Here is a 23,687-nt window from a genome sequence, read left to right on the forward strand (position 1 = left end):
CCCGTGACGGGGCGGCGCGGTGAAGCGGCCCGCGCTTGGCCGCGCGGAAGCCGGGTGCCCGGGCCGCCACCCGGGGCACCCCCGTGCGACACCGCCCCGCGGCACCCGGCCCCACCAGCGCCGGCGTGCGGCACGTCCGGCCCGGAGACCGGTGGCCGCGACCCGCACCGGCCCGCGCCGACGGATGTCGGGGCGGGCCGGGGTCGGGGCGAAGGCCGGCGCCGGAGCCGGGCGACCGGGCCGGGGCCGGGGCCGGGGCCGGGGCCGGGCGGACCCGGTCCGGCTCCGCGGCCGGTTCAGGCCACCGGGGCCGGGAAGGTCGGGTACTCCGCTCCGGAGACGTGCTGGACGACCCGGACGACCTGGCACGAGTAGCCGAACTCGTTGTCGTACCAGAGGTAGAGGATCGCGTTGTCGCCCTCGACCTTGGTGGCGCCCGCGTCGACGATGGAGGCGTGACGCGAGCCGATGAAGTCGTTGGAGACCGCGTCGGGGGCGCTGGTGAAGTCGATCTGCCGCTTGAGCGGCGAGGTCAGCGAGACCTCGCGGAGGTGGTCCAGCACCTCCGCGCGGCTGGTCTCGCGGGCCAGCTGCAGATTGAGGATGGCGATCGAGACGTCCGGCACCGGGACACGGATCGAACTGCCGGTGATCGTCGCCTCGAGGTCGGGCAGCGCCTTGGCGACGGCCGAGGCGGCGCCGGTCTCGGTGATGACCATGTTGAGCGGCGCCGAACGCCCCCGCCGGTCGGACTTGTGGTAGTTGTCCAGCAGGTTCTGATCGTTGGTGAACGAGTGGACCGTCTCCACGTGACCGCGCAGCACCCCGTACTCGTCCGCCATCGCCTTCAGCGGCGGGACGATCGCGTTGGTGGTGCAGGACGCGCAGGAGATGATCCGCTCGTCCGGCTTGATCATGTCGTGGTTGACGCCGTGCACCACGTTGGGCACGTCGCCCTTGCCGGGCGCGGTCAGGATCACCTTGTCGATGCCGGGGCGCAGGTGCTGGGAGAGCCCCTCGCGGTCGCGCCACCTGCCGGTGTTGTCGATGAGGACGGCGTCCTTGATGCCGTACGCCGTGTAGTCCACCGACGTCGGGTCGTCGGAGTAGATGACCTTGATCTCGTTGCCGTTGGCGATGATCGTGCTGTTCGCCTCGTCGACGGTGATGGTGCCCTGGAACTGCCCGTGGATGGAGTCGCGGCGCAGCAGCGAGGCCCGCTTGATCAGGTCCTGACCGGCGGCCCTGCGGACGACGACGGCGCGCAGCCGCAGGCCGTTGCCGGACCCGGCCTTCTCGATGAGCAGACGGGCGAGGAGGCGGCCGATGCGGCCGAACCCGTAGAGGACCACGTCCCGGGAGGCCCGGCGCTCGATCTTGTCGGCGCCGGTCGCACCGGCCACGGCCTGCGCCGTGAAATCCGCCACGGACAGGCCGCGGTCGTCGTTCCGGTAGGTCGCGGCGAGCATCCCGATGTCGATCTGGGAGGGGCCGAGGTCGAGCGCGGTGAGGGCCTGGAGGAAGGGCAGCGTCCCGGTGACGGACAGTTCCTCCCCGGCTATCTGCCGCGCGAAGCGGTGGGCCTTGAGGATGCTGATCACCGACTTGTTCACCAGGGAGCGGCTGTGCAGCAGGACGGTGACGTCCCGCTCCCGGTGCAGCTTCCCGATGATGGGGATCATCGATTCCGCGATCTCCTCGCGGTGCTTCCAGTTGGTGAACACGTCGTCGTTGACAGTCACAGATCTATCTTTCGAGCTAGGCGGCGCTCATATGCTAACCCGTCTGCAGAGCGGCCCCGGACGAGCGGCCGGACGAAGGGCCGGACGACTGCGGACCGCCCCGCCGCCCGTACCGAGGGAAGAAGGGAAGAGAAGTGCCGATGTCTCCCGCACCGCCGCCCGACGAGCCCCCGGCCCTGCCGAACGCACCGGGGTCCCTGACCCTGCTCGTGGCAGCGGTCCTCGTCCACGACCCGGACACCGGCCGCGTCCTGCTCCTCCAGCGCGGTCCGGGGGCTTCGTTCGCGTCCGGCATGTGGGACCTCCCCGGAGGGAAGGCCGAACCCGGCGAGCCGGTCACCGGCACCGCGGTGCGCGAACTGTCCGAGGAGACCGGTCTCACCGTCCGGCCGGAGCAGCTGCGCCTCGCGCATCTGACCCACGGCGCCCCGAGAGCCGGTCTCCCGCACGGCTTCCTCAGCGTCGTCTTCGCCGCCCGCAGCTGGTCCGGCACGCCCGGGAACCGCGAACCGCACAAACACGCCCACGTGCGCTGGGCCGACCCCCGAGCCCTTCCCGAACCGCTGCTGCCCAGCGCCGCGACCGTCCTGCGCGGCTGCCTCGACCTCGCCGACGGCCCCGGCATCGGACTCCACGGCTGGTGACGCCCCCACCGCAGGACGGCTCCCCGCGGGCGGCGTAGCGATGCGGCGCCCCGGCGGCGACGCGGGAGCGGCCGGTTCCCGGCCCGGCCCCGGCCCCGGCGGCGGGGCCGGGCCGGGTCACCGCCGGTGGCCCGGCCCGTCGGCCCCGTCGGTGACCCGGATCGCGAGGACGGCCATGTCGTCGTGTCCCGGGGAGTTCTTCACCCCCCGGGAGAGCGCCTCCAGGAGCTGCGGCAGGGGACGGTCCCCGTACGCGGAGAGTGTGGACATCGCCCGCCGGATCCCGTCTTCGATGTCGCTGTGCCGGCGTTCCACCAGGCCGTCGGTGTACAGCAGGAGAACGGCGCCCGGCGGGATCTCGTACTCGTGTTCGCAGCGGTCGAGGCCGATCGCGGCGTCGAGCAGCAGCAGGTCGTGCTCGTCCAGCGTCGAGACCCGGCCGTCCGGCAGCCGCAGCAGCGGCGGCGGATGTCCGGCGTTGGACATCGTCAGCCGCCACCGGTCGTGGTGCGGGTCCAGCCGGGCGTGTACGGCGGTGGCACCCGGCCCCAGCGGCAGGGCGGCGAAGGCGGCCTCGACCGCCGCCAGCGCGACGGCGGGCGAGCGCTCCGGGTGGCCGAGCGTCGCCTGGCGCAGCATGCTCCGCACCTGCCCCATGACGACGGCGGCCCGCATGTCGTGCCCGATGACGTCCCCGATGGACGCCACCAGGCAGGACCGCCGCCCGCCCGGTCCGGTCGGCAGCACGTAGGCGTCGTACCAGTCGCCCCCCACCATGTCCTGGTCCTCTGCGGGCAGGTACAGGGTGGACATCTCCAGACCGGGCACGTCCGGCAGTTCGGTGAGCATGGCGGACTGGAGTTGCTGCGCCGTGCTGAGCCGGCTCTCGACGAACCGCATCCGCTCCACGGCCTGGCTCACATATCCCGCGACCGCGGTGAGCACCGCCTCCTCGGTCACACCCAGTGCGTGGGCGCCCGCCCAGGACCAGGTCAGCACCCCACGGTGGCGGGCCAGCGGGACGCAGAACGCGGAGCCGAGCCCGAGGGCGTCGTACCCCGCCACGGCGTCCGCGCTGTAGCCGGCCTCCAGCGCGGCGTGGTCGGGGACGAAGACCGCCCGCTGCTCGCGCATCGCCCGGGCGCTGGGGAAACCGGAATCCACCGCCATGGACGGAACGGCGGCCTCCACCGGCCGCACGTCGTCCGGTTCGACGACGCGCCACAGCGCCTCCCCGTCGGCGAGCAGCAGGCCCACGTAGGCCGGCTTGGCGGAACCCTCGAACAGGTGGCGCAGCCGGCGGACCACATCCGTCAGGTCGCGGGAGCGGGCCAGCTCGACCGAAGCGCGCAGCAGGAGCCCGGCGTGGTCCCGGTCGCGCCGGACCTGCTCGCTGGCGATCCGCAGCCGCAGCTCGACCGAACAGGCGGCCGCGAGGTCGGCCAGGTCGTGCAGCTCCGACTCGGTCCACTCGCGGGGCTCGTGGTCGATCGCGCACAGCGATCCCAGGACGTGGCCGTCGGCGTCCGTCAGCGGCATCCCCGCGTAGGCGATCACCTGGAGTTCGGAGACGGCCAGACTCGAACGTGTGAGGGAATCGAGTCGCGAGTCGCTCAGCACGAGCGGCTCGCCGCTGTGTACGACGTGCTGGCAGAAAGACCGGTTCAGAGGCGTCTGGCGTCGCCCCGCCCAGGGCTCCGCCAGCCCCACCATGCCGGGGAAGACCTGCCGCTCGGCCTCCAGCAGCGACACCAGCGCCACCGGGACGCGGAGGAACCGGGTGACGAGCCGCGCGAACCGGTCCATCCCGGGGTCGGCGGCGGCCGTGAGCCCGGCGAGCCGCAGCGCCTCCGACCTGCCCAGCTCCCCCGTCACAGTCCCTCCACCGATGGTTCGCGGGAGTCCCGGCACCGACCCGACACCCCCACTGCGCACAGCCCGCACCGATGCCGCAACCGTCATCCGCCAAAGCGGATACATGCGGATAGAAGTAAATGTATCGCAAGAATCGGACGCTGTCGTGTGGCTGCCGTGCGACTGCCGTGCACCTGTCGTCGGCATGACAGACCCTCCGCCCCGGCTGGCCGCCCTTCCCTCCCGAGCCATACGGGACCGGGCCCGGCGGAAGGTGTTCCGCCGGGCCCGGGAACGGGCGCCTCGCCCGCGGGGCTCGCCCGCGGCATCGTCCGCCGGGCTCACCGCCGGACGACGGCGTCACTCACCCGCGGTTCCCCTCGTCCGGGACCGCGGCCGCGTCCGCCGCGCCGGCCGCGTCCGCCGCCCAGGTCTCCCCGGAGGGCAGCGGCGTCATCCGGGGCAGGAGCTGCGCGGCGAGCAGCGTCGAGAGCGCCGAGCTGTCCCCGCTGCCGCCGTCGGTACGCACGACGACCGGCCGGGGTGCCTTCCCCGCCAGCTCCGCGCCCACCTCGAGGCGACGGCGGGCCAACTCGTACTGGAGCACCGCGCGGTTGTCGCGGTAGGCCTTGGCCAGCGCGCGCTGGGCCCGGGCCTCGTTCTCGGCGGCGATCAGACCGCTGCGGCCCTCCGTCTCGATCTCGAACCGCACCCGCTGCGCGTTGGTCTCCTGCTCCTCCAGCAGCTGCGCCACCTGCTCGCGGGCCTTGTTCAGCGCGGCCTTCACCTCGACGATGCGCGCGTCCCGCACCTTCTTGGCCCGCTCGATGTCCATGCCGAGGCTGTCGATCCGGCGCTTGCGCGTCAGACCCCACTCCTGCTCGTAGGCCGTACGCTCCTTGGCGACCCGCTCCCGGGTGGCCAGGTGCTGCTGGTACTGGGCGGGGAGCTGGACGTCCGGGATGTTGGAGCCGGTGATGCGCACCCCGTAGCGGGACAGCAGCCGGTTGAGCAACTCCTGCATGTCGGCCACGTCGGAGCCGCGCAGGTCGTACGCGTGCTCGGTGTGCACCAGGCGGGCGCGCTGGCGGATGGCGTCCTGCACGGCGCTGGAGAGGACCAGGTCGAAGTTGCCCGCGCCGATCGTCCGCACGAAGAGCACCGCGTCGGTGATGCGGAACTTCAGGAAGAACTCGATCGACCGCAGCGGCACGTTCTCCTGCGTCGGGCAGGCCATCACCGGCGCCGAGTACGGGATCTCGGTGGCCGTGTCGACCACGAAGTCGACCCGCGACCAGGGGTGCCACAGGTAGTGCCGCCCCGCGTCCAGGGTGCGGGTGACCGCACCGTACCGGGTCAGCACCCCGTGGGTGCCCTGCTCGATCTCCACGATCGAGGAGCGCCACCACCAGAGCCCGCCGATCACCAGCAGCACTGCGCCGAGAGCGTAGGAGAGCCCGGCCAGCGCGCCGTAGGCGAGGTCGGAGGCCCCCTCGGCGCCGGCTCCGCGCAGCGAGAGCATCACTCCCGCCAGCAGCGCGAACAGCCCGAGCCACAGCGGCAGCATCCACCACAGCCTGCGCCGGTGGCGCGGGATGATGACCGGGATCAGGGTGCCGGCCTCGCCGCCCCGCAGCAGTTGGGCGATCTCGCTCCAGGGCGCCACCGCCTCGGAGATGACCGACCTGCGGTTCGTGTGTGCGCTGCTCACTGGTCGTCCTCCTCGGAGTGGTGCGGGACGTCGGCCGCGGACCCGGCGGACCCCGCGGTCCCAACGGACCCGGCGGACCCCGCGGTCCCGGCAGCCGTTTCGGTCACGTCCGTCCCGGAAAGGTCACCGGCCCCGGTGGGCACACCAGTCCCGTCAGACCGTCCGGACGCCTCGGCGGTGCCAGTTGCGTCAGGAGCACCGGACACCTCGGACGTCCCGGCCGGCTCGGGGGCCACCGTGGGCCGCTCGGCCTCCAGCAGCGCCCCGATCTCGCTCTCGCGGTCGGAGATCCGCGCGGACACCTCGTCCAGGCGCTCCCGCACAGCCGCCATGTCGGCCTCCGTGAACAGCTCGCCGCCGTGCTCCCCCACCAGTTCGCGGGCGAGGCGCAGGAAGTCGACCCCGGCCGCGTCGCTCCCGTCGGCCGTACCGCCGATCCGCACCAGCCGCGGCAGATGGTCGGCGACCTCCACCAGGGCGTCGAGGATCTGCCGCTGGTAGCGGTACTCCAGGATCTCGGGCGCCTCGGCCGCCGTCACGGCCCGGATGTCGAGGGCCTGGGCCTCCAGCAGCGCCGCGTTCGCCTTCGCCTCGGACTCGGCCTGCACATAGCGCTGCCGGGCGAGCGCCTCGGCCCGGTTGGTCTCGCGCTCCACGGCCGTGTCCATCTGCGCCTGGTACTGGGCGATGTCCGCCTGGATGGCGGAGAGCGTCTCGTGGCTGGTCGCCAACTCCTTGGTCAGATCGCCCTCGTCCTGCTCCTTGCGCAGCATCAGCGCGTACTCGTGGGTGTACGCCTCCTTCGCCATCCGCACCATCTCCGGAGCGGCCAGGTCCATCCGGTAGCCCCGGTCGGCCGGCTCGGCGTGCGTGATGTTGGCGTTGGTCAGCTCGACCGCGGGCCGGAACTGCTGGTTGAGCTGCTCCAGCAGACGCCCGGTGTCCTCCCCGACCATGTCGTAGATCCCGGCGGCCTCCTGCTCGTAGATGAGGCTCCGGATGGTCTCGCTGACGGCGTTGCTCAGCTTCTCCTCGAAGCCGCGGACCGCACCGAGCGTGTAGACGAACTCGGTCGGGTCGCTGATCCGGAACTGGATGAAGAGGTCGATCGACGCCTTCACCCCGCCCTTGGTCGGTGCTTCCCGCACCGGCGCGTTGAACGGGTACTCGCGGACGGTGTTGACGATGTACGACACCCGCTTCCACGGGCTGATCAGAATGACCCGGCCGGGCCCGACGACCTTCTCCAGCTTCCCGAACCGGGTGATCAGCGCCTGGCAGCCGTCCGGAACCATGACCATGCCCTGCCGCCACCACACGAAGCCGATCGCGGCCAGCGCCACGACCCAGTAGTGCAGCCCGAAGAACGGATTGGTCAACGGCGAGTCGTCCACGGTCGACACCACGGCGGTCCCCACCGCGCCCAGCACCAGCAGCATCAGCACCGGGAGCATGCTCAGGAACGAACGCCCCTTCGGCAGCACCATCGGGCAGATCTCATGAACCTGCTCGCCGTCCTCGCGCTTGTGCCCGCTCTGGTTGAGTGCCTCGCCGGCCTCGTCCAGCGAAACGGTCCGCTGCGCCATCACGGTGGCGATCGAACCGCCCTGCTCCCGGGCCGCCGGGAAGTCCGCGGGATCCATCCCCTCGTCCTGCGGTTCCTGCACGTCCTGGCCCTCCTGGCCGGCCTCCCCCTGGCCCCGGCCCTCGGCACTCCGCCCCCGCGTGGGCCCCCGCCCGGCGGATCGGCCCGTACGCCTGCGGACCTCCTCCTCCGCCACCTGCCGGGGATCGGCACCGGAAGCCATCGCGGAGGCCACCCTCCGTACGTTCTGCGCTCTCGCTCGCGCCACAGTTCCCCCTCTGTCTCATCGTGCGCCCCCGCCATCCCACACCACGGGCAGCGCCGCGGCCACGGCGGGAGCCCCGATCGTGACACCACAGCGAACCCTTCGTTGCCTCCGGTACACAACGCCCGCCGCCACATGGGCCGCCTCATGCGGGTGGCGGTCCGCGCGGTCCGGCAGGTCGCCGACCGGCTCAGCCGGGCCTGAAGCATCCCGAGGAAATCAGCAGATCCCCACGGGTAGCCGCCCCGGGGGGCGGTGTTGGTAAGTTCCGAACGTGGTAAAGACGAGGTGGAAGGCCGCACTCGGCGCCAGGATCACCTGCAGGCCCATACTGTCCGGGGAGGCCTGCTTCGTCACCTGTGAGGACGGGTCGGTCAGCGCAGTCGAACTCACGTCGGGCCGGCCCCTCTGGAGCCGACAGGTTGCCGGATCCGATGCCGAACCGGGCAGCGGAAGGAGGCTCGGCTCCGCAAGCGCCCTGGGATGTGGCGCGGTTGCCGACGGAGTCCTCTACCTCGCCACAGCGCGCTCACTCGTCGCGATCGAGACCACGACAGGCCGGGCCCGGTGGACGACCGACGGCTTGACCGGTGCTGACACCGCACCGACCGTGGCGCTCACCGAAGACGAGATCGTGGTCACCCGCCAGAAGCAGATCTCGGTTCTCCGGCGCGACACCGGAACGCCTCTGTGGAGTGTTGCCGTGGACGAGGAGGTGACCGGCCCGGCAGCCGTTGACGGCGGCCTCGTCGTGATCAACTGCCGGACGCAGTGCTCCGCCTGGGACCTGCACGACGGAACGCCGGTGTGGACCACACCACGCAACAGCTACTTTTATGGCGGCTCACCCGCCGTCATCCACGCCGGGGTGGCCTACATGGGTGATGGGGACGGCTCGCTCCACGCTCTTGACGCCGAGACGGGAGAGCTGCGCTGGAGTACGAGGTCGCACAACAGCTGGGTTGACGCAGATGGTTGGAAGCGCCAGAAGTCGGCGGCCATCCTGATGCCACCCGCAGTCGCCGAGTCCAGGATCGCCGTGGGCTTGACCAATTGCACACTTCAATGCGTCGACCTCCGGGGGGAGGCGCAATGGATGCACTTGACAACGCCCTACGCCTTCATGAACCCCCGGGCATCGGATCTGCCTGACCCCGTCATCGTCGACGACCTCGTGATCGAGGGCGGAAGGAAACCCACCATGCAGGCATGGGACCTTCGGACCGGCGCTGAGGTGTGGAAGGTGCGGCGCAGACGCACTCCGACAACGAGCCTCGCGTACGCCTCGGGAAGACTCCTTTACGGAGCGGGCAGGACTCTCTTCGCCCACGACGCGCGTACGGGCAAAGGGCCATGGACGCTTTGAAATCAATCTGCGGCACCACGACCGAAGGGTCACGGCGAAACGCTTCCCGCGAGACGCCACCTTTCGTCCTCGGCAGCGAATGTCGCCGCGTACACGGAACGCACAGGTGTGCCATAGCGTCATCCGGCGCCGCAGACCGCCCGGGACCGACGTTGCCTGATGCGACTCTAGGATCGTCGCATGACAGACGACCCCGATCAGCACAGGGAACCGGGGCTTCCGCCCAAGGCCGAGTTCGCCTTTCCGGGCCCCCTCCGGGACCGGCTCGTCGCCGCGATCCTCGACGGCTCCAAGACCGCGACCACCGGGCTGCTCGCCGAGTACGAGCATGACGGGGAGCCACTTCCCTCCATCGGCCGGCGTTCGACAGTGGTCGACTCCGACGACCGCCCAGTGGCGATCATCGAGGTGACGGACACGCGCGTGGTGCCGCTCGGTGAAGTGGACATCAGCCACGCGCGGGACGAAGGCGAAGGCCACACCACGATCGAGCACTGGAGGGCGGACCACGAGGAGTTCTGGCACAGCGGAGAGATGCGAGAGGCCCTGGAGAATCCTCACTTCACCGTGCACGACACCACCCGGGTCGTTTTGGAACGTTTTCGCGTTGCGATCCGTCTGCCCGATCCGTCCTGACCGGCCGCCGCTGCACCCCACCTCGTCGCGGCCCCATGGTCGGCCATGGGCCCGCGCCGGTGCCGCCCGCCACCGCACGTGATCCAATGACCGCATGGTGGGGAACCGCTCATGTCTGGGGCCGTTGGAACCGGCCGACGGCCGTTGGGGAGTCGGGGACGCCACACGGCCCGATACCCACTGGGTGGAGTTCCGCTCGAACGGCTTCCACCAGCACAATCCGGACTCCGACGGGCAACTGATCCCGTGGTCCAGGGTCATGAATGGCATCTGGCTCACCTGGGGCAAGCACCCCTGGAACACGAACAGCAGAGGCCTCTACACGCCGAGGGGAATGGTCGCCACCCGCGAAGGCGGCTGGATGCACACGACACTGCGCCACCCGTACGAGGACCACCAGTTGCGCTTCGACCAGCACACGCGCCCCTACCGGGCGGTGGACGTGCTCCGGTTGGAGTACCTGCTGCGGCAGCTCACCACCGAGGGAAAGCTGCATCTCCTCGGCGACCCGGAATGGGTGGGACATGCCGCGGCGTACCTGGCCGGAGGGAAGAACCGCTGGATCACCAGGCGTGCACTGCGAAAAGTGGCGGCGGAGGCCCTGGCAGCAGCCGGCCCCGGCAGCCCCGGACAACCGCCACCGCCATCGGCGCCTTGAGTGGACAACAGACAGCAGGATTGCCACTGCGGCCCGGGCATAGACCTCACCCCGATCGCGGTGAGCGCCCTGTCTGCGTCATGTGCAAGCGGTCTCGATGGTGTCCGTGAGGGCGTCGAGCTTGCGGGCGGCCAGGCGGGGTGAGGCGAGGCGGGGGGCCTGGACGGCGGCGAGTTCCTCGGGGGTGGTGCCGAGGACGGACAGGTTGATGCGGTCCAGCCCCGCCTCCGCGCACGCGGGCAGCACGGCCGCGCCGTTCTCCCCGTTGGAGGTCAGCCCAACGGTCAGATCGAGCCGCCTCGCGATGCGGACGAGATCGGGCAGGTCCGGGTGGAGGGTGGGTTCGCCGCCGGTGAAGTGGACCTCGTTGATGGGGAGGCTGCCGCGGACAGCAGCCAGGGCGAGGGCGAAGTCGGTGTCGGCGGGGATGCGCTGGGGGAGGAAGTCGGCGCCGTTGGTGGCCAGGTAGATGGAGACCCTGCCGGAGCGGCCGGGAGTTCCGGTGTAGGCGTCGGGTGGGCGGCCGGTGTTGTCGGTGGCGACGGGGGTGCCTTCGTTGTGGCAGAAGGTGCAGGCCAGCCCGCACGCATCGATGATCTTCACGCGGAGGGTGCGGTCGGGAACGACCGTGACCGGGACGTCGTCGAGTGGGTCGTGCATCGGGCCGCCTTCCGTGCTGGGGTCGAGTACGCCGACAGGCCGGGTCAGAAGCGCAGGTCGGTGATGGTGTCGAGGTCGATGTCGTAGCGGGCGTAGATCTTCTGGGTGTTCTCGCTGGTCAGCTCGTCCCTGGGGATGCCGAGGCGTTCGGCGGTCTGCCAGACCTGCTCCTCGTCGTCGCCCTCGATCTCGAGGTACGGGGGGATGCGGGGCCAGGTGTCGATCTCCAGCCGTACCCCGTCCAGCAGCCAGGAGCTGCGGCGGTTCTCCTGGTACGAGCGGTGCGTGAGCCCCATGAGGCCCAGGAGGGTATGGGTGTCCTCGAAGGAGCCGACGGTGGTCTCGGTCTCCTGGGTGCCGTCGATCGCGTCCGAGCTGACCGTCTTGACGCACAGCGTCACCGCGCCGCCCGCGTCGCGCAGCCGCACCCAGCGGCCCTCGACCGGGGGGATGGGGTCGTAGACGTAACGGCGCATCAGTCGCTCGCCGTGGAAGGTGCCGCCCGCGGACTTGATGCGCGCGGCCATCGCCTCCGGATCGATCTCCAGGGCCTTGGCCTCGTACTCGACGACGTGCATAGGGTGCCAACTTCCTCTCGTAACGGATCGGATAGCGGAGTCTGGCAGGAGTGCGGGGTCGAGCAGCCACTCGTTGAGCCGGTCCTCCATCGGGACGGCGAACGGGCGCGGCGCACTCGCTTGCCGTCTGCTATGCCAGCGAGTCAATGCGTGCCGGAGTTTCGGGAAGGCGGTCAAGGTGTCGTCCTTCAGAGCGAGGTGCGCAGATCGTGCGGGTTGACGGGGGTGACCCTGCGGAGTTCGCGGATCAGTTTGGAGGCGAGCATCGAAGGCAGCCCGGGGTCGTCCTTGGGCAGCCAGATGTCGGTGTCGCCGTGGTTGAGCCGCCAGCCGTCGACGGTGAGGCGGTAGCTGACCCCGCCCACTCCCCACAGCCGGGGCGCCCTCACCCGCAGCACGGTGAAGGCCCCGCTCTTGGGACACACGGCCATCGACAGCCGCGCGTCCTTCGCGCACAGCGGCGGCATCGCGCTCAGCGCGCCCTCCGGCCACGAGGACGGGTCCAGCTCATTGCGCCAGTCGAAGAAGAGCCACCCGTCCTTGTTGCGGTCCGCCGGGCCGCCGCAGACCTGGCACTTCATCGCGTACATGCACTCGTACTGCCGCCCCGGATGCATCGACGCGAAGTCCGGCCGGCCGACTCCAGGCGAGTACGAGCACCGGGCCCACAGCACCCCGAACCCATCACGATCAGAGGGAAGCTCCCGCCCCTGGTAGACCAGACTGGGAGGCTCGGGCGTGAGTGCGACGGCCAGCGCCGCCTCGATGACCGCCCTCTCGCTGTCCCACATGGCCACGTACGGCACACGCACCGAACGCCCGGTGCGCGGGTGCTTCGCGTACCGGGGAACGCGGCCCGGTCCCAGTGCGAAGGACGCTGCGAACGGGGTCATGAGGCCGTCACTCCAGTGCCTTGCCAGCCCTCTCGCTCCAGGAGCGACAGCAGGTCCAGCGTCGTCCGGGCCGTCTGCCGCGCTGCGGCCAGCGACGGTTGGGGGGCGTCACCCGCAGCGGCTCTGACTCTGGCTCTGGCTCTGGCTCTGGCCACCATCTCCGCGACTACGATCCGCCCGGTGTCCAGCTCGGCTTCGGCAGCGTCCGCCAGAGCGTCCAGGTAGGCGTGCAGGGTGTCGGTCGTCGGCCGCAGATCGCCCCCGTTCGCGCAGTCGAAGTGCTGGCTGAGCACGTACTCGACCGTGCGGCGAACGGTCTCGGGCGTCACGGCCAGCGGCTCGTCCTGCTCTTCGGCCTGCCAGCGGCGCATCGCCTCCAGGAAGCGGCGAAGGGTCGCGTCGTCGGTCGCCTCGAACGCGACTTCGCCAAAGGCAGGGACCTCGTGATCGCACGCTTGCCCTGGCGTCCGGCGTTCCACCGGCGAGCTGTCGGGGACGTGTTCCACGGGCTCGTGTCGGCCTACGAGAGCGAAGCGGCGCGGTCGTCGGTGGCGAGCCATCACGTACCCGCCTCGTCCACCAAGTCCGCCCACACGGTCTTGCCAATCGTGTGCAGGTCGGTGCCCCAGTCAACGGCGAGGGCGGAGACCAGGAGCAGCCCTCTGCCCTTCGTCTCCTCCTCGTCCGGACACCGCAGCACGGGCCGGACGCGGGACTGGTCGGTCACACGGATACGCACGCGGAACTGCGAGGGACGCTCGGCGCTGAAGACCAGGTAGCGGCCTGAGCCATGCTGTACCGCGTTCGCGACCAGCTCGGTCGCGACCAAGGTGGCCTCGTTCAGAAGCGATTCGAGGCGCCATACGCGTAGCGCCGTGGCCACCAGGTCCCGGGCAAGGCCCGCGGACTCCGGCACGGACGGAAACGTCTGGCTGTATCCGGGCGCGCCGATCGACGTCGCTCTTGCCGCCGTCATGGTCACAGGTCGTCCCTCCGGGATCGGTCGCTCGACCAGAGCGGCCTCCCCTCATGCAGGGGGTGGTCGCGGGAGCCGGTCCGACTTTCAGGACTCCAGCCAATCGCCGGAGATCGCTGCGAGCCACGGCATCTATGCGGCAGTCTTGATGCACCTCTGATGCACAGGGTGCACAGCGGGTATAGCCCCGGTCAGGCGGGGAGGGAGAGCACCATGCGGTTGTCCGAACGACGTAAAGCCATGGGCTACAGTCAGGAGAAATTCGCCCATGCGCTCGGCGTCGACCGCACAACGGTCGGCCGTTGGGAACGCGGTGAGACCACACCCGAATGCGTCCACCGGCCGAAGATGGCCGAACTTCTGCGCTTGGACATCACCGAACTCGGCCGCGTGCTGGATCCACCACCAGCTCACCACGCGCAGCCACCAGCACAGCCCCTACCCCGTCCCGTTCACGGCCCAGGTGAATCCGACGAAATGATCCGACGCAAGTTTCTGCGCCTGCTCACGGTGACCGGAGCCCTGACCGCCCTGGGACCCGAGGCAGCCGACGACATAGCGGTAGCCGCCGAGCGCGGCTCAGCCGATGACTACCGCCGCATGAACGACCACCTCTGGCAGGTTTACCAACTGGCCCGCTCCAAGCGCTCCGTCCACGGCGTCGTCCAGGACCAGCTCGACGCGCTCGCCGACGCTCTGAAGACAGGCTCATCAAGCCGGGCCGCCACGATGTGCGAAGCCGCCGGAGACCTCTTCCAGCTCTCCGGCGAGCTGGCCTTCGACAGCAGCCGGTACACGGACGCCGCCGCGGCTTACTCTGTGGCCGCCTCAGCCAGCGACAGCGCGCACGCCTTCGACCTGTGGGCCTGCGCGCTCGTACGCCACGCCTACGTGGACATGTCCGAGAGGCAGTTCACGGAAGCCACCGAGACCCTGGACGTCGCCCGCACCATCGCCACGCGCGGCGACCCGGCCCTGTCCACCCGCTACTGGGTCGCCTCCGTCCAGGCCGAGGCCCACGCAAACCTCGGCGACCTGAACGCCTGCCAGCGCGCACTCGACGAGGCCCAGAACGTAACCGACCTCCCCGGCCCCGTCCACAACGGCGGATGGCTCCGCTTCGACGGCTCCCGCCTCCCCGAAGAACGCGGAGCCCGCTTCGTCCAGCTCGGGCGACTCGACCTCGCGGAGAAGGCCCTCAAGAGCGCCCTCGGCTCCACCGCGCTGGCCAAGGGGACCTCCTACCGCCGCCGAGGCTCCGTCTTGGTCGACCTCGCACTGATCGGCGCCAAACGCCACGACGCGGAACAGGCCGTCACCCACGGCCGCGAGGCACTCCAGCTCGCGCGGCAATCGGGCTCGGGCTACATCGCCCGTAGACTCCAGACGCTACGGGACGATCTCCGCTCCTACGGCCACGATCGCCGCGTAGCCGAACTGGCCGCCGACATCAGCAGCCTGCACGCGACGTGAGGAGAGGGGTAGGCATGACGGACACCGAAGGCGCCCGCCTGTTCCGGGAGACCTGGATCGCGGGAGTCAACAAGCACTACCCGGGCGAACCCAAAGCCAGCTACGTCACGCCCTGGGAAGACACCCCCGGCTGGGAACGCGAAGCCGCCGGAGCCGTCTACCAGCAGGTGCGCCACTTCCTCGACCTGAGCGGCGGCAACGCCAAGCGCCTCACCCGTGAACAGAAGGGCCGCTTCGTCGCCACCTGCTGGACGGCCCAGATGTACAAGCACTTCGGCGACCCCAAGCCCGCCTACGTCGCCGACTGGCCCGACCTCCCGGACTGGCAGCAGGAAACCGACTCCGACATCTTCGAAGCCATCGAGGCTATCGCCCATTAGCTGGAAGCTCAGCGACAGGAGCTAGTCCCCCTATACCGGAGCGGCGGTCTCGTCATAGCGAACTAGGGGGCGGTTTCTCAGCCTCCGAAAACGGCGTTGAGTGCTTGGTTCCCATGCTGAATCGTGGCGCCGAGGCCAGCAGATGCCGCACCGATCTGTGTGAGCCCGTTCATGACGGCGTCGAAGGCAGCGCGCACGCGCCCAGGCTGTGGGGTCTCGCTGCTAGCTTCATCGCAGAGGACTTCGGCGTCGTGTATGAGCTCAGCTTGCTGTGCGGGTTCCATACCGAAGGTGGGGGCGAACTGCTTGACCATTTCGGCGAACTCGCGCATGGCGGCGGGGTCGAAGGTGTTGTTGTGGTTGTGTTGTTCAACCTTGCCCTGCGACCCGGCGACCACGTTTGTTCCGGTGATGCTGTAGTAGTCGCCGGGGCGCGTCCGGTTGAGATAGTCACTCACGGTTGCTCCTGACAAGACGCAGTCGATGCCATCGATGGTAATGGCGAAAGTCCGAGGATCGGTGGTGGCCTCTTCAACCAGGCCGGAGTGGACGAGACGCGCCAAGGCGTAGCGCACCTCGGTGTCTGACAGTGTGGCTCCGGCAAAGTAGGACGCCTCAGTCTCCAGGAAGGGCGCCGGGTCGGCGGGCTGCTGATCATGGGCGGTCGCATAGAGCCAGCGCAAGAATGCGTCGGTGACATAGCGGTGCCGGGCAGCGGGCTCCCCACGCAACTGCGCGAGCCGCCTCAGTTCGACCCGTCCGTCCGCGCTGATCTGGCAGAACTGGCCCTCACCAAGGGTACGGTGAATGTCGATCAAGCCATCCCGTTCCAGGGCTTCGGCGAGAACGCTGACCTCTTCCGGCGGCACTCCGGTCTCCTCAGAGTATTCGCCCTGATCCCCGCGGTAGCCGATGGGTTTCTCACCTAGCCAAATGAGGAACCGGACCATCTGCGGATCTTGCTCAATTCCCACACCCGTGATCCCGTAAGCAGTGGTGAACCCCTTCCCCAGAATCGGCGGCATAGTGACCGGATACTTGGCAAAGGCACGCTCGTACGCCTTGTTGATCGCCTTCACATGCTTCTCGATCGCTCGATGATCGATATCGTTCTTGGCCACCTCGTCCCCTCCCGTAGCCCTGCGGCCCACAGCATGCTGCTGGGCACTGACAGGAAAGCCGCCTCCCGAGTCAGATAAGCGGAAAGACCGACGCGGCACAGTGGCGCTCCAGCTAGCGGCGACATGCGAATGGGGGCCCGGACTGCCGCCAAGCGTGGTGGAGGTCCCAACCGGGCTGTTCGAGCATCTATCCGAGGACGCTCTCCCGGCCGGGGAGTTCAAGCGGCTGGAAGAGCCCCTCATGATCCTGACGCCGACGGGCGCGTACGCGGCCCAAGGGGCGGAGGTGGTCGACGCCGAAGCCCTGGAGCAGATGGAGATCCCCGACTACGAGACCGTGGTCGAGGTCCCCCAAGACCGTGATCACCGCCCTACTGGAGGAACCGCGTGGAGCTGATCACCGGCGTCGAACGCAACCTGCTCATTGAGACCTGTGAGCACGACGCGTTCCACCTGGAACTGCGGGACGACTACTCGGTGCCCGACGAGGACGGACCGTTCGAAAGCTGGCTGCGCGACGAGCCGGTGGACTACGCGTTCATGAAGCCGTGGACGCGGATGGTCAAGCGGCTGTCGGGCGAGGGGAAGGTCGTTCGACGCGTCCGCGTCGTCTCCCACCCTCACACGCCGTACATCCGGTGGGAGCACCGCACCACTCCCCGCAACCTGGAGGCCGGCGAGGAGATCCGCTGGCTGCCCCGCCACACCGTTCCCGGCGATCTGGACTTCCCGTTCGGCGGGAAGGACTGGTGGCTCATAGACGACCGCCTCCTGGCCGTCGGCCACACCGATGCCGGGCGGGTGACGGGACACGAGATCATCGATGATCCCAAGGGCATCGCTGAGGCCGTCGCGCTCCGCGATGCCCTGTGGTCCCTCGCCATTCCGCACAGCGAGTACCGGCCTTGACATCCATGATGCGGGCCGACGGTGGCCGAGCCGACGACAAGGGCCGCCATCCCGGCCAGGGATGGCGGCCCTCACATCTGCCCTGACGTCACGTCAGAGAATCAACCGGCCGGTGCACACCCGGTGCACAAGAGCCCGGGAATCAGCCGGGACCAATGAGAAACAGAAAGCACTGTTCCCGCAGGTCGCAGCAGATTTCCAGGGCCCCGGCCCAGGTAGCCCGACCCCGCTCCTCAGAGGTCGAAGTACAGCTCGAACTCGTGCGGGTGGGGGCGGAGCTGCATGGGGGCGATTTCGTTGGTGCGCTTGTAGTCGATCCAGGTCTCGATCAGGTCGGCGGTGAAGACGCCGCCGGCCTGGAGGTACTCGTTGTCGGCCTCCAGGGCGTCCAGGACGGCCGGGAGCGAGGTGGGGACCTGGGCGACGTCGGCGTGCTCCTCGGGGGCGAGCTCGTAGAGGTCCTTGTCGATCGGCTCGGCGGGCTCGATCTTGTTCTTGATGCCGTCCAGGCCGGCCAGCATCAGCGCGGAGAAGGCCAGGTACGGGTTGGACGAGGGGTCCGGGGCGCGGAACTCGACGCGCTTGGCCTTGGGGTTGGACCCGGTGATCGGGATCCGCATCGCGGCCGAGCGGTTGCGCTGCGAGTAGACGAGGTTGACCGGGGCCTCGAAGCCGGGGACCAGGCGGTGGTATGAGTTCACCGTCGGGTTGGTGAAGGCCAGCAGCGAGGGGGCGTGGCGCAGGATGCCGCCGATGTAGTAGCGGGCGGTGTCCGAGAGGCCCGCGTAGCCCTGCTCGTCGTAGAAGAGGGGGTCGCCGCCCGACCACAGGGACTGGTGGACGTGCATGCCGGAGCCGTTGTCGCCGAAGATCGGCTTGGGCATGAAGGTGGCGGTCTTGCCGTTGCGCCAGGCGGTGTTCTTGACGATGTACTTGAACAGCATCAGGTCGTCCGCCGCGGCCAGCAGCGTGTTGAACTTGTAGTTGATCTCCGCCTGGCCCGCGGTGCCCACCTCGTGGTGCTGGCGCTCGACCTGGAGTCCGGCGCGGGTCAGTTCGAGGGAGATCTCGGCGCGGAGGTCGGCGAAGTGGTCGACGGGCGGGGCCGGGAAGTAGCCGCCCTTGTAGCGGACCTTGTAGCCGCGGTTGCCGCCGTCCTCGAGAGCGCCGGTGTTCCAGGCTCCCGCCTCGGAGTCGATCTCGTAGAAGGAGCGGTTCGCGGTGGTCTCGAAGCGGGCGCTGTCGAACACGTAGAACTCCGCCTCCGGGCCGAAGAACGCCGTGTCGGCGATCCCGGAGGAGGCGAGGTACGCCTCGGCCTTCTTGGCCACGTTCCGCGGGTCACGGCTGTACTGCTCGCCGGTGATCGGGTCGTGGATGAAGAAGTTGATGTTGAGGTGCTTCTCGGAGCGGAACGGGTCCATCCGCGCGGTGGACAGGTCCGGGACCAGTGCCATGTCGGACTCGTGGATGGCCTGGAATCCGCGGATCGAGGAGCCGTCGAACATCAGGCTCTCGGCCGGGTCGAAGGACTCCGCGGGCACGGCGAAGTGCTGCATGACGCCGGGCAGGTCGCAGAACCGGACGTCGATGAATTTGACGTCGTTGTCCGCGATGTACTTCTTGGCCTCGTCGGCGTTCTGGAACATCCATCCTCCTAGTCCCGCCGCGTCGGGACGGGCTTGCTCCGGCTCCGGGTGCGGGCACAAGGGCTCCGCACGCCTGGTGGCCGACATTAGGCAGGGGCCATTTCTCCAGCATGACTCAACTGTTTCGCTGATGTTAACCACCAGGCGGGGCCGGTATCGGTTAACCGTGCGGAGTGCGACTGTTACGTTCGGTTTGCGCGGGTCTTGCGAACCGTTTGCCGGGGAGGCGCCCAGGGAGGCGTTCGACGCCAGGTGGTGGGCGCGCGGAGCCGTCCCCTCGGGGGCTCCGGGGCGGGCACCGGCAGAGATGTACGCCGTACGGTGATCATCCTACGGCGTACGAGCTGTCGCCGCCCGCCCGCCCGGGTTCGTCGCCCTGTCCTCCGGTCGCCCGGCGGGCCGGTCGCCGGACGGGGCCGGTCCGCCGGGAAGGCGGCGCGATACCGTTGCCGAGTGGACAACAGGGAAGCAATCGGGTCATGGCTGTCCGGACCGCGGGCCGCCGCGGAGGAGATGGGCGCCGATTTCGGCTACCGCGGCAAGCAGCTCGGGCTCCCCGCCGAGGGCCCCGGCTCGATCGCGCCGGTCGGCCGGAGGATCGGTGCGCTCTTCATCGACTGGGCACTCGCGGCCCTCATCGCGTTCGGGCTGCTCGCGGGACGCCGCCTGGAGGCCACCAACAACTGGACGCTGCTCGTCTTCCTCGTCATGAGCCTGCTGACCGTCGGCACGGTCGGCGCCACCCCCGGGAAACGGCTGCTGGGGCTGCGTGTGGTCGCGCTGGACGGACTGGAGAGGCTGCCGGTGTGGCGGGCCGCGGTACGTACAGTCCTGCTCTGCCTCGCCGTGCCGGCACTCGTCTGGGACCGCGACAACCGCGGACTGCACGACCGCCTCTCGGGCTCGGTCCAGGTACGGGCCTGAACCGTTCGCGCCCCTCCCGCTCCGGACATGAGGACCGCGCGCCCGGCATGCGGACCGCGCCCCTCCCGTCTCCTCGTCGCAGCGGGCAGGAGAACTCGCCGCAGCGGACATGAGCAGGGGGCGGAGCCCCTTCCGGAGCCCCGCCCCTGCCTCTGCCTCTTCGCTCGCCGCTTCCGGGCTCGCCGCTCGCCGCCCCCGTGCGAGGGCGCGGAGCGCCGCTAGCGGCCCTGCGGGCCCTTGGGGAGCTTCATGCCCTTGGGCATCGGGCCCTTCGGGATGGGCATGTTGCTCATGAGGTCACCGAGCGCGCGGAGGCGGTCGTTGATCTGGGTGACCTCGGAGCCCTGGAGCGTGCGGGGCAGCTTCATGATCCTGACCCGGAGCTTCTTCAGCTCGACCTGCCCCTCGTCGTTGCCGACGACGAGCGTGTGGACCGGTACGTCGCCGACGACGCGGCTCATCTTCTTCTTCTCGGACGCCAGCAGGCCGCGCAGCCGGTTCGGGTTGCCCTCGCCGACCAGGACGATGCCCGCCTTGCCGACCGCCCGGTGCACCACGTCCTGACTGCGGTTCATCGACACGGCCGGGGTGACCTGCCAGCCGCGGCCGATGTTCTCCAGTACGGCGGCCGCCGCTCCCGGCTGGCCCTCCATCTGCCCGAACGCGGCCCGCTCCGCGCGGCGCCCGAAGATGATCGCGCAGGCCAGCAGGCCCAGCAGCACGCCGACGATCCCCAGGTAGACCGGGTGACCGATCAGAAAGCCGACCGCGAGGAGTACACCGAAGGTGACAAGCCCCACGCCGGCCAGGATCCAACCGATCTTCCGGTCCACGCGCCGGGTCATCTTGTACGTCTGGGCGATCTGCTTGAGCCGCCCAGGATTCTCGGTGTTGTCCTTCCTCGCCATGCGGGGAAGTTTACGTGGGAGCGCGGGCGGGGTGCTGCGCGGCCGGGGCTACCGGGCCCGGCGGCCGGGACCGGCCCGGTCGGAGCCCGGGCGGGAGACCCGGTTCGCGCCCGGACAGGCCCCGGACAGGCCGCCGACCGCCGGCGCGAAACCGCAGGCCGGGACCGGTGGTGGACCGGGCGGGGCTCAGCCCCGGGACGTCAGCAGTGCCCGGCGGTCCGAGGCCGCCTCCAGCACGGTCTCCGCCTCGTGCCGGGCCCGGGCCCGGCGGCGGTCCTCCAGGACCGCCGTCCATGCGTTGCGCCGGGCCACGCGCTGCCCGTTGCCGAAGAAAAGGTGTTCCAGACCTTCCAGTGCCCACAGGGTGGTCCGCACTGTCGTCCCCTCCGTCACATCCGTCTGAACCGGGCGCCTCGCACGGCCATACGGGCCGTGTGTGCGCGGTACGTGGTTTCAGCGTTACGCATTGGTGTTACCAGGCGATGACCGGAGGGTCAAAGTCCACGAAAGCCTGTGCGGCGAAACTCACGTCGGTGAAGCCCGTGTTCCGCTTCGCCGTACGGGCCGAGCCGCCCGGATCCGGCCACCCCGGGTCGCTCATGGGCCGGCCCGCCCATGAGCGACCGGAAGCGGCCCGGGAGGCCGCTCAGGCGGCCGACGTCGTTCCGGCGCGCCGGGCCTCGACCGCCTGCTGGTACAGACGTCCGGCGCGGTAGGAGGAGCGGACCAGCGGTCCGGACATGACGCCCGCGTACCCGATGGCGTCGGCCTCGTCCTTCAGCTCGACGAACTCCTGCGGCTTGACCCAGCGCTCGACGGGGTGGTGGCGCGGGGAGGGGCGCAGGTACTGGGTGATGGTGATCAGCTCGGTACCGGCCTCGTGCAGGTCCCGCAAGGCCTCGCTGATCTCCTCGCGGGTCTCGCCCAGGCCCAGGATCAGGTTGGACTTGACGACCAGCCCGGCCTCGCGGGCGCGGGTGAGGACCTCCAGGGACCGCTCGTAGCGGAAGCCGGGGCGGATGCGCTTGAAGATGCGCGGCACCGTCTCGACGTTGTGCGCCAGCACCTCGGGGCGGGAGGAGAAGACCTCGGCGAGCTGGTCGGGTTCGGCGTTGAAGTCGGGGATCAGCAGCTCGACGCCGGTGTCGGGCATCATGCCGTGGATCTGGCGCACGGTCTCGGCGTAGAGCCAGGCGCCGCCGTCGTCGAGGTCGTCGCGGGCCACGCCGGTGATCGTCGCGTAGCGGAGCTCCATGGTGCGGACCGACTCGGCGACCCGGCGGGGCTCGTCCCGGTCCAGCTCGGCGGGCTTGCCGGTGTCGATCTGGCAGAAGTCGCAGCGGCGGGTGCACTGCTCGCCGCCGATCAGGAAGGTCGCCTCGCGGTCCTCCCAGCACTCGAAGATGTTGGGGCAGCCCGCCTCCTGGCAGACCGTGTGCAGCCCCTCGCTCTTGACCAGGCTCTGGAGGGCGTTGTACTCGGGGCCCATTTTCGCCCGGGTCTTGATCCACTCGGGCTTGCGCTCGATGGGGGTCTGGCTGTTGCGGACCTCCAGGCGGAGCATCTTGCGACCGTCGGGTGCGACAGCGGACACGTCCGACTCCCTACGTACTTTCGATTCAGCGGCGGCTCTCAGCCTACGCCTGCGGTTCACTGCTTGCGCACGGGCCGGAGCCCGGGAAATCTCACCGGCCGCACGCGGTCCGGCCGGTGGACCCGGCCGGACCCCGAGCGGGCTCAGACCGCCCGGGGCATCGGTGTGTCGGACTCCACCACCTCGCGCAGGTGCTTCTCCATGAGGGGAAGCACCTCGGCCACCGGGACATTCCTGCCCAGCTCCTGGGAGAGCGAGGAGACGCCCGCGTCCCGGATGCCGCAGGGGACAATCCGGTCGAAACCGGTCGTGTCCGGGTCGCAGTTCAGGGCGAAGCCGTGCATGGTCACACCCTTGGCGACGCGGATGCCGATCTGTGCCAGCTTCCGGTCCTCGCCCCGCTGGCCCGCGTTGGAGGGCGCGTACTCGGGGCCCATCAGGCGCGGGTCGTAGTCCTCCGGAACCGGCGGCCGGCCGCCCTGGCCGAGCCGCGGATCGAAGTCCAGGGCCAGGCCGGAGCCGGCGGACGGCCCGGCGGCCCGGCCGAGGTCCTCGCCCAGGACCCACACGCCGCTGCGGCCCTCCACGCGCGTGGTCTCCAGGCCGAGCTCGGCGCAGGCGCGGATCATGGCCTCCTCGAGGCGGCGCACGTGCGCGACGACATCCACGGGGCGCGGCAGCTTCAGGATCGGGTAGCCGACCAGCTGTCCGGGGCCGTGCCAGGTGATCTTGCCACCGCGGTCGACGTCCACGACCGGGGTGCCGTCGAGCGGGCGCTCGCTGTCCTCGGTACGCCGTCCGGCCGTGTAGACCGGGGGGTGCTCCAGCATCAGGCAGGTGTCGGGCACCTCGTCCGCGAAGCGCGCGGCGTGCACCCGCTTCTGCTCCTGCCAGGCGTCCAGGTAGTCGACGGCGTTCTCGCCGAATCCGAGGTGGACGAAGCGCAGTTCGCCGTCCGCCGGACCCGTCGGCCGGGAGTCTCCCATGCCTTCTCTCCTTCGTAAGCCCGCTGCGCGCACCCGGGGTGGCGGGCTGCTCCACACGCGCGCCCCCCGCCACTCTACGGCCGCCGCGGGCCGTCCCCGCAGGTGGTCGCCTACTCACACGTACGGATGAATGCACGACGAAGGGGGCGAACGCCGTACGGGGGCCCGTTACATT

23 protein-coding genes and 1 pseudogene are annotated in these 23,687 nt (G+C 70.0%); 9 read left to right on the top strand and 15 right to left on the bottom strand.

Going from position 1 to position 23,687, the window contains the following annotated elements:
• Positions 1 to 296 precede the first annotated feature (296 nt).
• On the bottom strand, positions 297 to 1,742 hold the full coding sequence (locus A949_RS0124760) for a glyceraldehyde-3-phosphate dehydrogenase (RefSeq protein WP_019358735.1): 1,446 nt from the start codon (positions 1,740 to 1,742) through the stop codon (positions 297 to 299).
• 140 nt (positions 1,743 to 1,882) lie between these two features.
• Here A949_RS0124760 and A949_RS0124765 point away from each other — a divergent pair, with 140 nt between their 5' ends.
• The gene (locus A949_RS0124765) at positions 1,883 to 2,386 is read left to right on the top strand and encodes an NUDIX domain-containing protein (RefSeq protein WP_019358736.1); all 504 of its coding nucleotides are present in this window, start codon (positions 1,883 to 1,885) and stop codon (positions 2,384 to 2,386) included.
• A gap of 117 nt (positions 2,387 to 2,503) precedes the next feature.
• On the opposite strand, the gene A949_RS0124770 is transcribed toward A949_RS0124765, so the two are convergent.
• The 3 genes from A949_RS0124770 to A949_RS0124780 form a co-directional block, all read right to left on the bottom strand.
• Positions 2,504 to 4,261 (bottom strand): SpoIIE family protein phosphatase, encoded by a 1,758-nt coding sequence (locus tag A949_RS0124770; RefSeq protein ID WP_019358737.1) that lies wholly within the window; start codon positions 4,259 to 4,261, stop codon positions 2,504 to 2,506.
• A 343-nt stretch (positions 4,262 to 4,604) separates the two neighbouring features.
• Positions 4,605 to 5,951 (bottom strand): SPFH domain-containing protein, encoded by a 1,347-nt coding sequence (locus A949_RS0124775; protein WP_019358738.1) that lies wholly within the window; start codon positions 5,949 to 5,951, stop codon positions 4,605 to 4,607.
• Entirely contained in the window at positions 5,948 to 7,804 is a 1,857-nt protein-coding gene (locus tag A949_RS0124780; RefSeq protein ID WP_078565521.1) for an SPFH domain-containing protein, read from the bottom strand. Before A949_RS0124780 ends, A949_RS0124775 begins: the two co-directional genes overlap by 4 nt.
• Before the next feature lie 271 nt (positions 7,805 to 8,075).
• Between A949_RS0124780 and A949_RS0124785 the strand changes: the two genes are divergently transcribed.
• From A949_RS0124785 to A949_RS34430, 3 genes are all read left to right on the top strand, one after another.
• A complete protein-coding gene (locus A949_RS0124785) occupies positions 8,076 to 9,167 on the top strand; it encodes an outer membrane protein assembly factor BamB family protein (protein ID WP_019358740.1) in 1,092 nt (363 codons plus the stop codon).
• Between the two features lie 180 nt (positions 9,168 to 9,347).
• Positions 9,348 to 9,803, top strand: a complete 456-nt coding sequence (locus tag A949_RS0124790; RefSeq protein ID WP_019358741.1) for an ASCH domain-containing protein — start codon at positions 9,348 to 9,350, stop codon at positions 9,801 to 9,803.
• A 184-nt stretch (positions 9,804 to 9,987) separates the two neighbouring features.
• Positions 9,988 to 10,461, top strand: coding sequence for a hypothetical protein (locus A949_RS34430; protein ID WP_019358742.1), 474 nt, complete (start codon positions 9,988 to 9,990; stop codon positions 10,459 to 10,461).
• 87 nt (positions 10,462 to 10,548) lie between these two features.
• Here A949_RS34430 and A949_RS34435 read toward each other — a convergent pair.
• From A949_RS34435 to A949_RS0124820, 5 genes and pseudogenes are all read right to left on the bottom strand, one after another.
• Positions 10,549 to 11,121, bottom strand: a pseudogene (locus A949_RS34435) (radical SAM protein); the annotation flags it as partial.
• 44 nt (positions 11,122 to 11,165) lie between these two features.
• On the bottom strand, positions 11,166 to 11,699 hold the full coding sequence (locus A949_RS0124805; RefSeq protein ID WP_019358744.1) for a class IV adenylate cyclase: 534 nt from the start codon (positions 11,697 to 11,699) through the stop codon (positions 11,166 to 11,168).
• Between the two features lie 188 nt (positions 11,700 to 11,887).
• On the bottom strand, positions 11,888 to 12,592 hold the full coding sequence (locus tag A949_RS35710) for a hypothetical protein (RefSeq protein WP_019358745.1): 705 nt from the start codon (positions 12,590 to 12,592) through the stop codon (positions 11,888 to 11,890).
• Positions 12,589 to 13,098, bottom strand: a complete 510-nt coding sequence (locus A949_RS0124815; protein ID WP_019358746.1) for a DUF6415 family natural product biosynthesis protein — start codon at positions 13,096 to 13,098, stop codon at positions 12,589 to 12,591. The genes A949_RS35710 and A949_RS0124815 overlap by 4 nt, the downstream gene beginning before the upstream one ends.
• A gap of 53 nt (positions 13,099 to 13,151) precedes the next feature.
• Positions 13,152 to 13,568 (bottom strand): ATP-binding protein, encoded by a 417-nt coding sequence (locus A949_RS0124820; RefSeq protein ID WP_037707584.1) that lies wholly within the window; start codon positions 13,566 to 13,568, stop codon positions 13,152 to 13,154.
• A gap of 240 nt (positions 13,569 to 13,808) precedes the next feature.
• Between A949_RS0124820 and A949_RS0124825 the strand changes: the two genes are divergently transcribed.
• Together A949_RS0124825 and A949_RS0124830 are read left to right on the top strand one after the other, a co-directional pair.
• A complete protein-coding gene (locus tag A949_RS0124825) occupies positions 13,809 to 15,041 on the top strand; it encodes a helix-turn-helix domain-containing protein (RefSeq protein WP_037707562.1) in 1,233 nt (410 codons plus the stop codon).
• Between the two features lie 14 nt (positions 15,042 to 15,055).
• Entirely contained in the window at positions 15,056 to 15,421 is a 366-nt protein-coding gene (locus tag A949_RS0124830; protein WP_019358749.1) for a hypothetical protein, read from the top strand.
• Positions 15,422 to 15,498: 77 nt separating this feature from the next.
• On the opposite strand, the gene A949_RS0124835 is transcribed toward A949_RS0124830, so the two are convergent.
• Complete coding sequence (locus A949_RS0124835) at positions 15,499 to 16,542, bottom strand: hypothetical protein (protein WP_019358750.1); 1,044 nt, start codon at positions 16,540 to 16,542, stop codon at positions 15,499 to 15,501.
• Between the two features lie 154 nt (positions 16,543 to 16,696).
• Between A949_RS0124835 and A949_RS34445 the strand changes: the two genes are divergently transcribed.
• Both A949_RS34445 and A949_RS0124845 read left to right on the top strand, forming a co-directional pair.
• On the top strand, positions 16,697 to 16,939 hold the full coding sequence (locus A949_RS34445; protein WP_019358751.1) for a hypothetical protein: 243 nt from the start codon (positions 16,697 to 16,699) through the stop codon (positions 16,937 to 16,939).
• On the top strand, positions 16,930 to 17,451 hold the full coding sequence (locus tag A949_RS0124845) for a DUF6879 family protein (RefSeq protein WP_019358752.1): 522 nt from the start codon (positions 16,930 to 16,932) through the stop codon (positions 17,449 to 17,451). The genes A949_RS34445 and A949_RS0124845 overlap by 10 nt, the downstream gene beginning before the upstream one ends.
• A 233-nt stretch (positions 17,452 to 17,684) precedes the next feature.
• Here the strand turns inward: A949_RS0124845 and glnA are convergent, their stop codons facing one another.
• On the bottom strand, positions 17,685 to 19,100 hold the full coding sequence (gene glnA / locus A949_RS0124850; RefSeq protein ID WP_019358753.1) for a type I glutamate--ammonia ligase: 1,416 nt from the start codon (positions 19,098 to 19,100) through the stop codon (positions 17,685 to 17,687).
• Between the two features lie 453 nt (positions 19,101 to 19,553).
• Here glnA and A949_RS0124855 point away from each other — a divergent pair, with 453 nt between their 5' ends.
• On the top strand, positions 19,554 to 20,024 hold the full coding sequence (locus A949_RS0124855; RefSeq protein ID WP_026005003.1) for an RDD family protein: 471 nt from the start codon (positions 19,554 to 19,556) through the stop codon (positions 20,022 to 20,024).
• A gap of 218 nt (positions 20,025 to 20,242) precedes the next feature.
• On the opposite strand, the gene A949_RS0124860 is transcribed toward A949_RS0124855, so the two are convergent.
• The 4 genes from A949_RS0124860 to lipB form a co-directional block, all read right to left on the bottom strand.
• Positions 20,243 to 20,932 carry a DUF4191 domain-containing protein gene (locus A949_RS0124860; RefSeq protein ID WP_019358755.1) on the bottom strand — a complete coding sequence of 230 codons (690 nt, stop codon included), beginning with the start codon at positions 20,930 to 20,932 and terminating at the stop codon, positions 20,243 to 20,245.
• Between the two features lie 186 nt (positions 20,933 to 21,118).
• A complete protein-coding gene (locus tag A949_RS0124870) occupies positions 21,119 to 21,307 on the bottom strand; it encodes a hypothetical protein (RefSeq protein ID WP_019358756.1) in 189 nt (62 codons plus the stop codon).
• 271 nt (positions 21,308 to 21,578) lie between these two features.
• Positions 21,579 to 22,526: a lipoyl synthase gene (gene lipA / locus A949_RS0124875; protein WP_019358757.1), complete on the bottom strand. Its 948-nt coding sequence runs from the start codon at positions 22,524 to 22,526 to the stop codon at positions 21,579 to 21,581.
• A 143-nt stretch (positions 22,527 to 22,669) separates the two neighbouring features.
• A complete protein-coding gene (lipB, locus tag A949_RS0124880) occupies positions 22,670 to 23,512 on the bottom strand; it encodes a lipoyl(octanoyl) transferase LipB (protein ID WP_019358758.1) in 843 nt (280 codons plus the stop codon).
• Between the last annotated feature and the right edge of the window lie 175 nt (positions 23,513 to 23,687).

Source organism: Streptomyces sp. AA1529 (assembly GCF_000280905.1).
Taxonomy (GTDB): domain Bacteria; phylum Actinomycetota; class Actinomycetes; order Streptomycetales; family Streptomycetaceae; genus Streptomyces.

Excerpts from the sequence above, each read along its gene's own strand:
- A949_RS0124765 (WP_019358736.1), top strand. The coding sequence starts at position 1,883 with ATGTCTCCCGCACCGCCGCCCGACGAGCCCCCGGCCCTGCCGAACGCA.
- A949_RS35710 (WP_019358745.1), bottom strand. The coding sequence starts at position 12,592 with ATGACCCCGTTCGCAGCGTCCTTCGCACTGGGACCGGGCCGCGTTCCC.
- A949_RS0124790 (WP_019358741.1), top strand. The coding sequence starts at position 9,348 with ATGACAGACGACCCCGATCAGCACAGGGAACCGGGGCTTCCGCCCAAG.
- A949_RS0124830 (WP_019358749.1), top strand. The coding sequence starts at position 15,056 with ATGACGGACACCGAAGGCGCCCGCCTGTTCCGGGAGACCTGGATCGCG.
- glnA (WP_019358753.1), bottom strand. The coding sequence starts at position 19,100 with ATGTTCCAGAACGCCGACGAGGCCAAGAAGTACATCGCGGACAACGAC.
- lipB (WP_019358758.1), bottom strand. The coding sequence starts at position 23,512 with ATGGGAGACTCCCGGCCGACGGGTCCGGCGGACGGCGAACTGCGCTTC.
- A949_RS0124825 (WP_037707562.1), top strand. The coding sequence starts at position 13,809 with ATGGGCTACAGTCAGGAGAAATTCGCCCATGCGCTCGGCGTCGACCGC.
- A949_RS0124820 (WP_037707584.1), bottom strand. The coding sequence starts at position 13,568 with ATGACGGCGGCAAGAGCGACGTCGATCGGCGCGCCCGGATACAGCCAG.
- A949_RS0124860 (WP_019358755.1), bottom strand. The coding sequence starts at position 20,932 with ATGGCGAGGAAGGACAACACCGAGAATCCTGGGCGGCTCAAGCAGATC.
- A949_RS0124805 (WP_019358744.1), bottom strand. The coding sequence starts at position 11,699 with ATGCACGTCGTCGAGTACGAGGCCAAGGCCCTGGAGATCGATCCGGAG.